General features: G+C 69.0%; 11 protein-coding genes. 6 read left to right on the top strand and 5 right to left on the bottom strand.

Going from position 1 to position 14,699, the window contains the following annotated elements:
• Positions 1-89: 89 nt before the first annotated feature.
• The 5 genes from IEZ21_RS28710 (at position 90) to IEZ21_RS28690 (ending at position 6,669) form a co-directional block, all read left to right on the top strand.
• Positions 90-848, top strand: a complete 759-nt coding sequence (locus IEZ21_RS28710; protein WP_033318868.1) for an NUDIX hydrolase — start codon at positions 90-92, stop codon at positions 846-848.
• 90 nt (positions 849-938) lie between these two features.
• Complete coding sequence (locus IEZ21_RS28705; RefSeq protein WP_189324779.1) at positions 939-2,702, top strand: ABC transporter ATP-binding protein; 1,764 nt, start codon at positions 939-941, stop codon at positions 2,700-2,702.
• Between the two features lie 163 nt (positions 2,703-2,865).
• Positions 2,866-3,747, top strand: a complete 882-nt coding sequence (locus IEZ21_RS28700; protein WP_189324778.1) for a FadR/GntR family transcriptional regulator — start codon at positions 2,866-2,868, stop codon at positions 3,745-3,747.
• Positions 3,748-4,153: 406 nt separating this feature from the next.
• Positions 4,154-5,695 carry an RNA polymerase sigma factor gene (locus tag IEZ21_RS28695; protein WP_189324777.1) on the top strand — a complete coding sequence of 514 codons (1,542 nt, stop codon included), beginning with the start codon at positions 4,154-4,156 and terminating at the stop codon, positions 5,693-5,695.
• A gap of 155 nt (positions 5,696-5,850) precedes the next feature.
• Positions 5,851-6,669: a serine protease gene (locus IEZ21_RS28690; protein WP_189324776.1), complete on the top strand. Its 819-nt coding sequence runs from the start codon at positions 5,851-5,853 to the stop codon at positions 6,667-6,669.
• A gap of 162 nt (positions 6,670-6,831) precedes the next feature.
• On the opposite strand, the gene IEZ21_RS28685 is transcribed toward IEZ21_RS28690, so the two are convergent.
• Entirely contained in the window at positions 6,832-7,062 is a 231-nt protein-coding gene (locus IEZ21_RS28685) for a DUF7455 domain-containing protein (protein WP_033318863.1), read from the bottom strand.
• Between the two features lie 444 nt (positions 7,063-7,506).
• On the opposite strand from IEZ21_RS28685, the gene IEZ21_RS28680 reads away from it, so the two are divergent.
• Positions 7,507-9,630 (top strand): DNA gyrase/topoisomerase IV subunit B, encoded by a 2,124-nt coding sequence (locus IEZ21_RS28680; RefSeq protein ID WP_189324775.1) that lies wholly within the window; start codon positions 7,507-7,509, stop codon positions 9,628-9,630.
• A 183-nt stretch (positions 9,631-9,813) separates the two neighbouring features.
• On the opposite strand, the gene IEZ21_RS28675 is transcribed toward IEZ21_RS28680, so the two are convergent.
• The 4 genes from IEZ21_RS28675 to IEZ21_RS28660 form a co-directional block, all read right to left on the bottom strand.
• On the bottom strand, positions 9,814-10,506 hold the full coding sequence (locus IEZ21_RS28675) for a response regulator (protein WP_189324774.1): 693 nt from the start codon (positions 10,504-10,506) through the stop codon (positions 9,814-9,816).
• 282 nt (positions 10,507-10,788) lie between these two features.
• Complete coding sequence (locus tag IEZ21_RS28670) at positions 10,789-11,469, bottom strand: response regulator (protein WP_189324773.1); 681 nt, start codon at positions 11,467-11,469, stop codon at positions 10,789-10,791.
• The gene (locus IEZ21_RS28665; protein WP_189324772.1) at positions 11,466-13,190 is read right to left on the bottom strand and encodes an ATP-binding protein; all 1,725 of its coding nucleotides are present in this window, start codon (positions 13,188-13,190) and stop codon (positions 11,466-11,468) included. Before IEZ21_RS28665 ends, IEZ21_RS28670 begins: the two co-directional genes overlap by 4 nt.
• 71 nt (positions 13,191-13,261) lie before the next feature.
• Positions 13,262-14,212, bottom strand: a complete 951-nt coding sequence (locus IEZ21_RS28660) for a ferredoxin family protein (RefSeq protein WP_189324771.1) — start codon at positions 14,210-14,212, stop codon at positions 13,262-13,264.
• Between the last annotated feature and the right edge of the window lie 487 nt (positions 14,213-14,699).

Raw genomic sequence — 14,699 nt, 5'->3', positions numbered from 1 at the left:
TGGCGTCCGTATCGGGGTGGATTGGATCAACCGTCCAGGCGACCGGGGAAAGGAGTGCTTATCGTCAGGCAGACGACTATGATCGCGGCATGCCCTACGACCCGTCAGCCTTCCCGCCCTTTGCCGTCACCGTTGACCTGGTCGTATTGACCGTGCGTCGCGATGCCCTGTGCGCGTTGGCGGTACGGAGGGGCGAGCCCCCGTTCCAGGGGCGGTGGGCGCTGCCCGGCGGCTTCGTGCGGCCCGACGAGGACCTGGCGCAGGCCGCCGCGCGGGAACTGGTCGAGGAGACCGGGCTGTGCGCCCACGACCCGGACGCCCCCGCGCAGGACAACGGCGCGCACCTGGAGCAGCTCGCCACCTACGGCGACCCCAAGCGCGATCCGAGGATGAGGGTCGTCAGTGTCGCTCATCTCGCGCTCGCCCCCGATCTGCCCGCGCCCAGGGCGGGCGGCGACGCGAACAGCGCGCGCTGGGCCCCCGTCGAGGAACTGCTCCAGCGGGGCGGATACGGCCGCGACGGCGAACAGGCGGCACCGCTCGCCTTCGATCACGCGCAGATCCTGGCCGACGGGGTGGAGCGCGCCCGCTCCAAGATCGAGTACTCATCGCTGGCCACTGCCTTCTGCCCGACCGAGTTCACCGTCGGCGAGCTGCGTCGTGTCTACGAGGCGGTGTGGGGAGTTGTGCTCGATCCCCGTAACTTCCACCGCAAAGTGACCGGCACTCCGGGCTTCCTCGTCCCCACCGGCGGTACGACCACCCGGCAGGGCGGCCGCCCCGCCCAGCTCTTCCGTGCGGGCGGCGCCACGTTGCTCAATCCGCCGATGCTGCGTCCCGAGGTCTGACACAGGACTCGGCTCGCCCAGTGCGAGGGGCGTCCCGGAACGAAGTTGGAATGCCCGAAAAACCGCACATATCGCGCTATCTTGCGTTGGGTGATCCAGGCCATCGGACTGACCAGCAACCCCCGCAAGGAGCTTCCGCCCGCCGTCGACGACGTGTCCTTCGAGGCGCACGCGGGACGCGTCACGGCGCTTCTCGGAGCGCCGGGCGCAGGCAAGACAACGGTGCTGAGGCTCATGCTCGAACTCCAACAGGGCCGCGGAATCACCCACTTCAGAGGTCGTCCGCTGCACCGCATCCCCCATCCCGCACGCGAAGTGGGCGTGCTCCTCGGAGAGGTGCCCGGCCATCCGGCACGCACGGTCCGCGGCCAACTCCGCATGCTGTGCGCCGCCGTGGGCGTGCCCGTCCGTCGCGCCGACGAAGTCCTCGAAGTGGTGGACCTCGTCAGCCTGCGCGATGAACGCCTCGACACGCTCTCGCGCGGTATGGACCGTCGTCTGGGTCTCGCCTGCGCGCTGTTGGCGGATCCGCACACGCTCGTTCTCGATGCCCCCGCCGACGGTCTCTCGATCCGTGAAAGCCGCTGGCTGCACGGAGTTCTGCGCGCGTACGCAGCCGGGGGCGGCACCGTGCTGTTCACCACGGACGACCCGAAGGAGGCCGCGCGGACCGCCGACCGGGTCGTCACGATCGAGGAGGGCAAGTTCGTAGCCGACCAGGAGGTCGCGGACTTCGCCCGCACCCGGCTCCGGCCCCGCGTCGCCGTCCGCAGCCCACACGCCGCCCGGCTCGCCGCCCTCCTCGCCAAGGAGGCGCGCACCACACGGCGTTCCGTCGAAGTCGTGCGAGAGGACGGCAACCGACTCTCGGTGTACGGCAGCACCTGTGCCGACGTCGGCGAAACCGCGTACCGCCACGGCATCCTCGTACATCAACTGGCCGATGAAGTCGGCGACATGGGGCCCCCGACCGAGCAGCGGCCCGCGACTGACCCTCAGGAGGCCGAAGCCTCTGAGAGGCTCGCCGAGCCGGAGAACGTGGACGCGCTGCCCTCCCTCCCGCCCCCCATCACCGTCCGCCAAGGCCGCAATCCGCTGCGTCCCCTGTGCTATGAACTGCGCCGCGCGGCAGGAGTCGGGACCGGTTACCTCACTGCGGCAGCGGTGGTCGCCATCTCTGCCGTCACCTCCGTACTCCTGGCACGGGTGGGGCACACGCCGCAGCCGCGCCTGCTCGCCGCGTGGCCGCAGCAATTCCCGCTGCCGCCCGCGGCGCTCGGCGCGGGGCTGCTCGGCGCCGTCGCCTTCGGCGACGAGTTCCGCCATCCCGCCCTGGCCGCGGACCGCGGCACCGTCCCCCGCCGCCTGGGACTGCTCGCCGCCAAACTCCTCGTCGCCGCCATCACCGCGCTGATCCTGGCCATCCTCACGGTGGGCGTGGACGCCGAACTGCTCTACATCGTCTACGGACGGGAGGTCGTCGGGGTTCCCGCCGACTGGCTTTCGCTGAGCGCCAGTTGGATCGGCCTCGTGGTGGGCTGCGCCTGGGCGGGTGTGCTGGCCGCGGGCGTCTTCCGGTCGACGACCGCCGGACTGGCGGCCGTTCTCACCGTACCGATCGTCGTCGTACCCCTCGTGCACAAGGTCCTGGAAGGACCGTCCGTGCGGACCGCGACCGGGTTTTCGACGCGGCTACGTGAGTTCGTGCCGGTGCAGTGGCCCTTCGGGGGCGAGCGATATCTGGCAGCCGGGGCGCGGATGATCGCTCAACCCGTGGGCGGTGCACTGATGTTGTCGCTCACTGTCCTGCTCTGCACGTATTTGCTCACGACTCTGCGGAGCAGGACCCGATGACCGCTATGAGCGGCACAGGCGTTCCCGCGATGCGTACAACTCATCGGGGAGCGCCCATTTCTTTCCGATAAGGCGTCAATTGCGACGGGGTGAGCGATCACCCTTTCGTGTGCTTTTCACCAAAGACCTCAAGGCAGTTGGGGGCGACGCCGACAAAGGATGCGTGAGTACCCTTGCGCACACCATGATGACCGCCGCCCGCTCCGCAGACTCCGGCCTCGCCGGCCCGGGCGAACTCGACCGCTATCCCTACGCGGAGGCCCCCGGCGTCGATCGCGTCGGCGCCCCAGCGTGGGAGGGCACGGACCCGGAGTTGGGCCGCGTGAGCAGGCGGGCCGCAGGCTCCCGCGGTCGCGGCCTGCACGGCCAACTCGTCCAACAGCTCGGCCAGATGATCGTTTCCGGAGACCTCGGAGCGGACCGCCCGCTCGTGCCCGAGGAGATCGGCCAGCGGTTCGAGGTCTCCCGCACCGTCGTCCGTGAGTCACTCCGCGTCCTCGAGGCCAAGGGTCTGGTCAGCGCCCGCCCCAATGTCGGCACCCGGGTGCGGCCCGTCAGCGACTGGAACCTCCTTGACCCGGACATCATCGAGTGGCGGGCCTATGGGCCGCAGTGCGACGACCAGCGGCGCGAGCTGAGCGAGCTGCGCTGGACGATCGAGCCGTTGGCCGCCCGCCTCGCTGCCGGACACGGACGCGAGGAGGTGCAGCAGAGGCTCGCCGACATGGTCGAGATCATGGGGCATTCCATGGCGCAGGGCGACGCGCTCACCTTCTCGCGCGCCGACGCGGAGTTCCACTCGCTCCTCATCCAGGTCGCCGGCAACCGCATGCTGGAGCACCTCTCCGGGATCGTGTCGGCCGCACTCCAGGTCTCCGGCGGCCCGATCGCCGGCTGCGACCGGCCGAACGAGATCTCCCTCGCACACCACGCCCGGATCGTCGACGCCCTCGCCGCCGGTGATGGAGCGGCGGCCGAGGCGGCCGTGCGTCAACTGCTCACCGTCCACCCCGACCGCGTGGTGCCCGCGCCTCGCGAGCACTGACCGCGCGCCGAGGGCGGCGCAGTCGGAGGCGTGTCCTCTCGAGGGCATCGCACGGTCGGCGAGCGATCCACCGCCGGACTCTGCCGGATCCTCTGGGATCCGGCAGAGTCCGGCGGTGTGCTGAGATCTTGCGCCCGTCAGTTGACCGACTTTGACCGTATCTAGCCGCATTTGTAAACTTACGGGATGTGACTCGGGCCACGCAGATTGGGCGTAACGCTCCTCGGAACAGCGCGATGACCTAAGAGGTGACTGCCGACGAGGGAATACGGACGCCGTTCATGGCGCTGTGCATCTTCGCGGCCCCCGCCCGCGTCGTCGACTCATCCCCCAGTCGACGGTCGTCGGCTCCGGTCCACACTGGACGGGGCCGGAAGCCGTTTTCCAACGTTCCGAGAGGTTGTTCGTGTCGGCCAGCACATCCCGTACGCTCCCGCCGGAGATCGCCGAGTCCGTCTCTGTCATGGCGCTCATTGAGCGGGGAAAGGCTGAGGGGCAGATCGCCGGCGATGACGTGCGTCGGGCCTTCGAAGCTGACCAGATTCCGGCCACTCAGTGGAAGAACGTACTGCGCAGCCTCAACCAGATCCTCGAGGAAGAGGGTGTGACGCTGATGGTCAGTGCCGCGGAGCCCAAGCGCACCCGAAAGAGCGTCGCAGCGAAGAGTCCGGCCAAGCGCACCGCCACCAAGACCGTCGCGGCGAAGACGGCGACGGCCGAGCAGGCCACCGCCACCGCCGCTCCGGCGATGCCTGCCGTCGACGCTCCCGCAGAGGACGCTCCCGCCAAGAAGGCCGCTGCCAAGAAGACGACCGCCAAGAAGGCCGTCGCGAAGAAAACCGTCGCCAAGAAGGCGACGGCCAAGAAGACCGCCGCCAAGAAGGACGACGCCGAGGTCATCGACGAAGAGGCGACCGAGGAGACCCCGGGTACCGGCAAGGCCGGTGCCGAAGAGCCCGCCGAGGACGGCGCCCAGGGCTTCGTCCTGTCGGACGAGGACGAGGACGACGCGCCCGCGCAGCAGGTCGCCGCGGCCGGTGCCACCGCCGACCCCGTCAAGGACTACCTCAAGCAGATCGGCAAGGTCCCGCTGCTCAACGCCGAGCAGGAGGTCGAACTCGCCAAGCGCATCGAGGCCGGTCTGTTCGCCGAGGACAAGCTGGCCAACGCCGACAAGCTCGCCCCCAAGCTCAAGCGCGAGCTGGAGATCATCGCCGAGGACGGCCGCCGCGCCAAGAACCACCTCCTGGAGGCCAACCTCCGTCTGGTGGTCTCCCTGGCCAAGCGCTACACCGGCCGCGGCATGCTCTTCCTGGACCTCATCCAGGAGGGCAACCTCGGTCTGATCCGCGCGGTGGAGAAGTTCGACTACACCAAGGGCTACAAGTTCTCGACGTATGCCACCTGGTGGATCCGTCAGGCGATCACCCGCGCGATGGCCGACCAGGCCCGCACCATCCGTATCCCGGTGCACATGGTCGAGGTCATCAACAAGCTCGCGCGCGTGCAGCGCCAGATGCTCCAGGACCTGGGCCGCGAGCCCACCCCGGAGGAGCTGGCCAAGGAACTCGACATGACCCCGGAGAAGGTCATCGAGGTCCAGAAGTACGGCCGCGAGCCGATCTCCCTCCACACCCCCCTGGGTGAGGACGGCGACAGCGAGTTCGGCGACCTGATCGAAGACTCCGAGGCCGTCGTGCCGGCCGACGCGGTCAGCTTCACGCTCCTCCAGGAGCAGCTGCACTCCGTCCTCGACACCCTGTCCGAGCGCGAGGCGGGCGTCGTCTCCATGCGCTTCGGTCTCACCGACGGTCAGCCGAAGACCCTCGACGAGATCGGCAAGGTGTACGGCGTGACGCGTGAGCGCATCCGCCAGATCGAGTCGAAGACGATGTCCAAGCTGCGTCACCCGTCGCGCTCGCAGGTCCTGCGCGACTATCTCGACTAAGAGGTCTCCCCGAGACCGCTTAGATCCCGGTCGTACGTCACCCAGGGCCCGGTCTCCCGCACAGGGAGCCGGGCCCTCGGTGTGTGTGGAGTGCGAGCCGCTGTCGCGTGAATCACTCTGGGTTTTCCATGATGACCTCAGAGTGAGGAGCGCGTATGCGTCGGCCTTATGTGCGAGCGCTGGCTCTCGTGGCCGTGGCGGCCGTGATCCCGTTGGCATCCCCCACACCCGCGGCGGCCGACAGCGTCGTCATCGGCGGCTATTCCGTCGAGATCTCCAAGAGCCCCTGGGCGGTGGCGCTGGCGAGTCGCGACCGGTTCGGGGGTACGCGTGCCGGGCAGTTCTGTGGGGGCGCGGTGATCGGCCGGTCGACTGTGCTGACCGCGGCCCACTGTCTGGGAGAGGAGGCGCTGGGCGCACCCTTGGGGAAGATCCGCGATCTGAAAGTGATCTCCGGGCGTGGGGACCTGCTGGGGGATGGGGGCAGGGAGATCCCGGTGCGCGAGATCCGGGTCAACCCGGCGTACGACAGCTATACGAACGCCGGTGACGCCGCTGTACTCACTCTCGCCGAGCCGCTGCCCGCGAGCTCGGTGATTCGCATGGCGGACCCCGGTGACGCGGCCTACCGGCCCGGTACGGACGCTGTGGTCTACGGCTGGGGCGATACGACGGGCAAGGGTGACTTCGCACACGGTCTGCGGGCCGCCCGGGTGCGGGTGCTGTCCGACGCGGTCTGTGAGAAGGCGTATCCGGGCGGTGTGGACGGGACGTATCTGGCCGACTCCATGCTCTGCGCGGGGGAGCCGGACGGTGGCCGGGACGCCTGCCAGGGGGACAGCGGTGGTCCGCTGGTCGCCCAGGGGCGGCTGATCGGCCTTGTGTCGTGGGGAAGCGGCTGCGGACTGGCCGACAGCCCAGGGGTCTATACGCGGGCCTCAGGCGCTGTCAGGGGGCTGGATGCGGGCCGCTGACGAGGATGTCCAGCCGTGGTCGACGGCAGGGACGTACAGGCATGGTCGCCGGCTGGGATGTCCAGGCCGATAGGCAGACTTAAGGCGGCTGCCCCCCGATGCGGGGAGCAGCCGCCCGGTCACCGGCCTGTGCCGTAGCTGGCTCGTCGTGGATGCGAAGTGTCAGCGCTCTTCTTCATTGGCGCTTTCCGGAACGGATGTCAGCCGCTCCGTCTCGTCCTGTATCTCAGCGGCGATCTTCTTGAGTTCCGGCTCGAACTTGCGTCCATGGTGGGCGCAGAAGAGCAGTTCACCACCGCTGAGGAGAACGACGCGCAGATATGCCTGGGCGCCGCAACGGTCGCAGCGGTCAGCGGCCGTCAGTGGGCTCGCGGGGGTCAGAACAGTAGTCACGTCGCCTCTTCTCTAGCTCGACGAGCTGTCGTACCAGGGTCAACATCCAACCAGGCCCAAAACGTTCCCGCTCGGGGCTCTGCCTCGAAAAAATCTCTCTCCGAGTCGGCTGTCTGCTGCCGGTTGGCGGCGAATGAGCCGTATTGCGTGTCTTTGTATCTTTACGGGTTCGCGCTGTCTGTCAGGGTCAAGTCCTCCCGGCTGGATTGCCGGTTGTTCATGAGGACGTGCCCGGAGCCTAAATGGTTCATGCCTGGAAGGGAACGTGATATGTACTTCACTCCATCGAGGGATCGAACAGGCATGCGACCCTGGACTACCCTGAGTCTCAGACGAGGGTGGCGTTACAACGGCTCTACCAGGCCTCGGTACCCTCGGACCGGCGACCGAAGCCGGTCCTTACCCTAAAGGGCCCCACTTGAAATTCAGCGAGGAGCGAACCGCGTGACCGCCGAGACGTCCGTGCCGTCCACAGCGCTGCTGACCGGAGCAGACCGGGACGGTTCCAACTACACCGCGCGGCACCTGCTCGTCCTCGAGGGGCTCGAGGCCGTGCGGAAGCGCCCGGGCATGTACATCGGGTCGACCGACACCCGCGGTCTGCTCCACTGCCTCTGGGAGATCATCGACAACTCCGTGGACGAGGCCCTGGGCGGGTACTGCGACCACATCGAGGTGATCCTGCACGACGACGCCTCGGTGGAGGTGCGGGACAACGGCCGCGGCATCCCCGTGGACGTGGAGCCCAAGACCGGCCTCTCCGGTGTCGAAGTCGTGATGACCAAGCTGCACGCCGGCGGCAAGTTCGGAGGCGGCTCGTACGCGGCTTCCGGCGGCCTGCACGGTGTGGGTGCCTCCGTGGTGAACGCCCTGTCGGCCCGGCTGGACGTCGAGGTGGACCGCAGTGGGCACACGCACGCCGTCAGCTTCCGGCGAGGTACGCCCGGTGCCTTCAAGGGGGTCGGCCCGGACGCGCCCTTCGACGCCTCGGCCGGTCTGCGCAAGCTCAAGAGGATCCCCAGGACCCGCACCGGCACCCGCGTGCGCTACTGGGCCGACCGCCAGATCTTCCTCAAGGACGCCAAGCTCTCCCTGGACACGCTGCACCAGCGCGCCCGCCAGACCGCCTTCCTGGTACCCGGACTGACGATCGTCGTCCGCGACGAGTACGGGCTCGGCGAGGGCGGCAGCAAGGGCGAGGAGTCCTTCCGTTTCGACGGAGGCATCAGCGAGTTCTGCGAGTACCTGGCGAGCGACAAGCCGGTCTGCGACGTCCTCCGCCTCTCCGGCCAGGGCACCTTCAAGGAGACCGTGCCGGTCCTGGACGACCACGGCCAGATGACGCCCACCGAGGTCACCCGTGAGCTCGGCGTCGATGTCGCGCTGCGCTGGGGCACCGGCTACGACACGACACTCAAGTCGTTCGTCAACATCATCGCCACGCCCAAGGGCGGCACTCATGTCGCGGGCTTCGAGCAGGCCGTCACGAAGACGGTCAACGAAGTGCTGCGCACGAAGAAGCTGCTGCGCGTCGCCGAGGACGACATCGTCAAGGACGACGCCCTGGAGGGCCTCACCGCGGTGGTGACGGTGCGCCTCGCCGAGCCGCAGTTCGAAGGCCAGACCAAGGAGGTGCTCGGCACCTCCGCGGCCCGTCGCATCGTGACGAACGTCGTCTCCCAGGAACTCAAGGCGTTCCTGACCTCCACGAAGCGGGACGTGGCCGGGCAGGCCCGCGCCGTCCTGGAGAAGGCCGTCGCCGCCGCCCGTACGCGCATCGCGGCCCGTCAGCACAAGGACGCGCAGCGCCGGAAGACGGCCCTGGAGTCCTCGTCGCTGCCCGCCAAGCTGGCCGACTGCCGTAGCGACGACGTCGAGCGCAGCGAGCTGTTCATCGTCGAGGGAGACTCCGCGCTCGGCACCGCCAAGCTCGCCCGGAACTCCGAGTTCCAGGCACTGCTGCCGATCCGCGGCAAGATCCTCAACGTCCAGAAGGCGTCCATCTCGGACATGCTCAAGAACGCCGAGTGCGGCGCGATCATCCAGGTCATAGGAGCCGGGTCCGGCCGGACCTTCGACATCGACGCGGCCCGCTACGGCAAGATCATCCTTCTCGTCGACGCCGACGTGGACGGCGCGCACATCCGCATCCTGTTGCTCACGCTCTTCCAGCGCTATATGCGGCCGATGGTCGAGGCGGGCCGGGTCTTCGCCGCGGTTCCGCCGCTGCACCGCATCGAGCTGACCCAGCCGAAGAAGGGCCAGGACAAGTACGTCTACACGTACTCGGACCGCGAACTGCGCGACAAGCTGCTGGAGTTCCAGAGCAAGGGCATCCGGTACAAGGACTCCATCCAGCGCTACAAGGGCCTCGGAGAGATGGACGCCGACCAGCTGGCCGAGACCACGATGGACCCGCGCCACCGCACCCTGCGCCGTATCAACATCTCCGACCTGGAGGCTTCGGAGCAGGTGTTCGACCTGCTCATGGGCAACGAGGTGGCCCCGCGAAAGGAGTTCATCTCCAACTCGGCGGCGACACTGGACCGTTCGCGTATCGACGCCTAAGCGCTCCGCTGGGTTGGGCGGTTTTAAGCTGCGGGTTCGTTGTGGCTGGTCGCGCCCCGCGGCGGAGCCGCAAATGTCACAGCCCCGCGCCCCTAAAGGAAGGCCTGCGGCTTCCTTTAGGGGCTCGGGGAACTGCACCGGGCTTCGGCAAGGCCGCCCGGGCACCCCAAGCGGCCAAGTCCCTCAGGGCGCCACCCACGTGTAGCGATGCTCGGGGCGTCCCGTGTCGCCGTACTTGAGGGTGAGCCGCAGCCGTCCGGCCTGTTCCAGGTGGCGGAGATAGCGCTGGGCGGTGGAGCGGCTGAGGCCGGTCTCGGCGGCGACCTCGTGGGCCGACAGCGGATGGTCGGCCTCGTGCAGGACCTTGCAGATCAGGTCAAGGGTGGGTTCCGAGTGCCCGCTGGGCAGGCTGGGCGAGGAGGCCGTGGGTGTCGTACGCAGCGCGCCGAAGATCCGGTCGACCTGCTCCTGGCCTGCCGCGCCCTGGCCCTCGACCCGCTCGACGGTGCGGTGCAGGGCGGCGTACGAGTCGAGGCGGGTGCGCAGCGCGGCGAAGGTGAACGGCTTGACCAGATAGTGCAGGGCGCCGAGGCGCATCGCGGCTCGTACGGTCTCCACGTCGCCGGCCGCCGTGATCATGATGACGTCGCTGGCGTGGCCGAGTTCCCGCATCCGCTGGACGAGTTCGAGCCCAGTCCGGTCGGGCAGGTAGTGGTCGAGCAGCACCAGGTCGACGGGTTCGCGGGCCACGGTGGCCAGGGCCTGAGCCGCGGTGTGCGCGCGGGCGGTGACCCGGAAGCCGGGCACTTTGCCCACGTACTGGGCATTGATCTCGGCGACACGGAAGTCGTCGTCCACGACCAGGACATCAATCATCGGGTCTCTCTTCCCGAGCCCGGGCCTGCGTCGTGCCCGTGCTCCGGCTCCAGTGTTGTGGCGTGAGCAAAACGAGCACAACACGCTTTTGCAAGCAGAAGAAGGCCTTGCGCTCACAAGACTGCTGCTCTTGCACACGGCACCTCTAAGGTCGCAAGGCATGTGCGCAGACACGGAGTTGGTGACGCAGGCCGCGGGCTTGGGTTTCCTCGCACGGCTGGCCTCCCCTGACAGCCGTGCTGAGGTGGGCGCGGTTGCAACTCCCGTACTTCGACCGTGCCCTCAGGCGCGGGTCGCCCAGACGTAACGGTGCTCCGGGCGGCCCGCGTCGCCGTATCTGAGGCTCAGCGTCGCCCTCCCGGTGCGCTCCAGGAGCTTCAGATAGCGCTGGGAGGTCTGCCGGCTGAGCCCTGTCCGGTCCGCGATCTCCTGGGCCGACAGAGGGCCTTCGGCGCTCAGCAGCGCCCGGCGCACGGCTTCCGCGGTGGTGGGGGAGTGCCCTTTGGGCAGACCCGGTTCCGAGCCCGCGGAGAGGGCGCCGAAGATCCGGTCGACCTCGGCCTGTTCGGCCTCGCCTCCGCCGTCGAGGGTCCGGCGCAGCGCCGCGTACGCCTCCAGCTTGGCTCGCAGTCCGGCAAAGGCGAACGGTTTGACCAGGTACTGGAGCGCGCCGTGCCGCATCGCGGCCTGGACCGTGGAGACGTCACGGGCCGCTGTCACCATGATCACGTCGGTCTGGTGGCCGCGCCGCCGCATCTCCTGGACGACCGCGAGGCCCGTATCGTCGGGCAGATAGTGGTCGAGGAGCACCAGATCCAGCTGCGGCAACGCCTCCACCTGTTGCAGCGCCTCCGCCGCGGAGTGCGCCTCGCCCGCGACATGGAAGCCCGCGACCTTCTCCACGTAGGCGGCGTTGACCCGAGCGACCCGGATGTCGTCGTCCACGACCAGTACCTCGATCATCGCGACTCCTCCTTGGTGGTCGTGGAGCCGGCCACGGCGGCTTCGTGGGGCGGGCCCGAGTCGGGTACGAGACGCGGCCCTCGTGCGAGCCCGGGCTGCGGTGCGAGTCCCGGCTCCGCCAGTGTCTCCGGCAGCACGATGGTGAATTCCGCGCCCCCGCCGTCCGCTTCCGCGACCCGCGCGCTGCCGCCCTGCCGCTCGGCGAGCCGCCGCACCAGGGAGAGGCCGATTCCGCGCTTGCCGTGCGCCGGAGGCTTCTTGGTGGACCATCCGTCGGTGAAGACCAACTCGCGCTGTTCGGCGGGGATTCCGGGCCCGGTGTCCCGCACCCTGAGCACCGTTGTACGCCCCTCCGCGCGCAATTCGACCTCCACGCGCGCGTGCTGCTTGCCGGCGACGGCGTCGAGCGCGTTGTCGACGAGGTTGCCCACGATCGTGACCAGTCCCCGCGGATCGATCAGCTGGTCGGGGAACAGCGTTCTGTCCGAGATCCACAGCGCCACGCCACGCTCCGCCGCGACAGTGGCCTTGCCGACCAACAGGGCGGCCAGCAGCGGGTCGTGGATCTTCTCCGTGACCTGTTCCGCGGTGGCCCTGTGGTCGCCCACCACCTCGCCGACGAACTCCACGGCGTCCTCGTACATCTCCAGCTCCAGCAGGCCGAGGAGCGTGTGCATACGGTTGGCGTGCTCGTGGTCCTGGGCACGCAGGGCGTCGATCAGGCCGCGGGTGGAGTCGAGTTCGCGGCCTAGCTGCTCCAGCTCGGTGCGGTCGCGCAGCGTGGCGACGGCGCCGCCGTCGTCGGTGGGCATCCGGTTGGCGACCAGGACGCGCTGACCGCGGACGGTGAGCAGATCGGTACCGGTGACACGTCCGGCCAGCACATCGGTCGTACGTCCCTCGCCGAGGGCCTCGTCCAGCGGCTGCCCGACCGCCTCGTCGCCGATGCCCAGCAGGCGCTGAGCCTCGTCGTTGAGGAGCCGGACCCTGCCGCCGCGATCCAGGGCGACGACGCCCTCCCTGATGCCGTGCAGCATCGCCTCGCGTTCCGCGAGGAGCGCGGCGATGTCCGAGAAGGCCAGGTCGCGGGTCTGCCGCTGGACTCGCCTGGAGATCACATACGCGGCCAGCGCGCCGACTGCCATGGCCCCGCCCGCGTACGCGAAGAGGCCCGGGATCGCGTTGAGGAGCCTGGCACGCACGCTGTCGTACTCGATGCCGACGGAGACCGCTCCCACGATGTCGCCGTCGGCGTCGCGCAACGGCACCTTGCCGCGCGCCGAGCGGCCCAGCGTCCCGCTGTCGATCTCCATGACCTCGTGGCCGGCCAAGGCCTGCCCGGGGTCGGTCGAGACGACGTCGCCGATCCGTTCGGGGTCGGTGTGCGACCAGCGCACGCCATCCGTGTTCATCACCACGACGTACTCGGCCCCGCTGGCTTTCCGGATCCGCTCCGCCTCGGCCTGTACGGGCCCGCCGACCGTGGGCGGCGTCGACGTCAGCTCCTCGGCGAGCTGCGGCTGCGCGGCCGTGGTCTGCGCGATCGCGAGGGCGCGGCGCATCGCCTGGTCGTCGAGCTGGTCGCTGAGCGGAGCGAGGAACAGGCCGGTCGCGAGCACGGCGACTCCGGCGGCGATCGCCACCTGCATCAACAGCACCTGCGAGAACATCCGTTTCGGCATGCCGAGGCGGAGTCGTCGGGCAGGGGGAGTGGGACTCATGCCTATGACGGTACGGGGGTGGACGCGCCGCGCCGTAGGGGTGTGGCGTTGATCTCTTGAGCGGGGCGTGATCAGCGGGCCACGAGGGCCGCCACAGCCGGACGGGTCAGCTCGCGCACCGCCAGTACGTCCATACGGGCCGGGGAGCCGAGGGCCGAGCCACAGCTCTCCTGGCGGGGCGGCAGTGAGGCGCCTTGGGCGACGGTGACGCGCCAGATGCGGCCGTCCGTGTGGGCGACGGTCACCTCCCAGCGCGGTGCCGTGCCGTCCGTGCGGACGACCGTCAGCGTGTCGGCGGCCTCTTCGCCTGTCGCCGTACGCACCGCCAGCTCGGCCGCCTGGCCGGGGCGCTCCCAGGCGGAGCTTCCGCGGCATCCTTCGGTGACCACACGCCCTTCCCGTACGCCCTGGAGGACCTCCTTGACGGCGTGGGCCTCCGCGCGCCCGTACGCGTAGCCGAACGGCAGCACGAGCAGGGTGGGCGAGAAGCGGTGGCCTCCCAGGTGGGTGACTTCCCATGCGCCGTCCACTCCGGAGGCGGCGAGCTCGGCAGCGAGGGGGCGGCCCAGGAGGGCGCAGCAGCGGTCTCGCTTGCCGTTGGTGCAGACGAGGGCGAGGGGGTCGCCAGTGTGGGGGCGGCCGTCGAGAACCGTGTCGAAGGTGCCGAATGCACCTCCTCCCAGTGCGGCGAAGTCAAGTTTGAGCAGCTGCTCGGGATCTGACGTTGTGGCGCTGTGCAGCCATATGTTTCCAGGAACGGTGTGGGCCGCGTACACCTTGCGCTCGGCAACCGTGTGGCAGTCGGCGTGCCGCCCCGGGCGGCGGATCAGCGCGATACGTACGCCGGTGCCCTCCATGGCCTTCTCCAGAGCGCGTCCGAGGTCCGGATCCAGATGACTCGAGGTCAGCGCTCTGGCGCCCCAGGGTCCGGGCTGTTCCAGCAGCAGCCACGTCCTCGCGGTGGCGGCGGTCCCCGCGAGGGGCTCGTCCAAGTCCCGGGAGACCTTCGTGCACGTACTCACGGAGGTAAGCCTAACCTGAGTTACCGGGAGTGGCTTTCGGGGCCATCTGGGGTCAGAGTTCCTGCAGTGGCTGAGGTGGCCGCGGGCCTTTGGTTCCCGCACCGAACGTTGCCTGGCTCACGGTCTGGAGGAAGGCGCGCGGCGGCGCAGGCCAGTGAGGGCCTGGTCGAACAGCCCAGCCGGCTGGGCTTCTGGGCTGCTCGGTGAAAGGCCGCTCCTCGCTGGCCGAGTACTGTCCCAGTACGGCTCCCTTTTGGCTTACGGATGCCACCTGCGCATCGCAGGCCACCAACATCCCCGCGAAGCCACATATCACCTAAACACCGCACACCGTCAAGCGGCTCAGGTAAAATTCACCTGCCTCAACGCTGTTTCAAGTCGCACCAGCAACAGGATGCCGACATAATGTGTGACCTACCCACTCTGTGGGCATACTCCGGCGCACACCCATACACCGGAGGTCCATACCTCCGGCGACCACCCCTGT

Source organism: Streptomyces flaveus, assembly GCF_014647675.1.
Lineage (GTDB): Bacteria > Actinomycetota > Actinomycetes > Streptomycetales > Streptomycetaceae > Streptomyces > Streptomyces flaveus.
Note: the sequence above shows the minus strand (reverse complement) of the source record. Positions and strands in the feature narration are given on the sequence as shown.

What these genes read in the sequence shown, in the direction of transcription:
- IEZ21_RS28710 (WP_033318868.1), top strand. Translation starts at nt 90, where the DNA reads ATGCCCTACGACCCGTCAGCCTTCCCGCCCTTTGCCGTCACCGTTGAC.
- IEZ21_RS28690 (WP_189324776.1), top strand. Translation starts at nt 5,851, where the DNA reads ATGCGTCGGCCTTATGTGCGAGCGCTGGCTCTCGTGGCCGTGGCGGCC.
- IEZ21_RS28665 (WP_189324772.1), bottom strand. Translation starts at nt 13,190, where the DNA reads ATGAGTCCCACTCCCCCTGCCCGACGACTCCGCCTCGGCATGCCGAAA.
- IEZ21_RS28675 (WP_189324774.1), bottom strand. Translation starts at nt 10,506, where the DNA reads ATGATTGATGTCCTGGTCGTGGACGACGACTTCCGTGTCGCCGAGATC.
- IEZ21_RS28670 (WP_189324773.1), bottom strand. Translation starts at nt 11,469, where the DNA reads ATGATCGAGGTACTGGTCGTGGACGACGACATCCGGGTCGCTCGGGTC.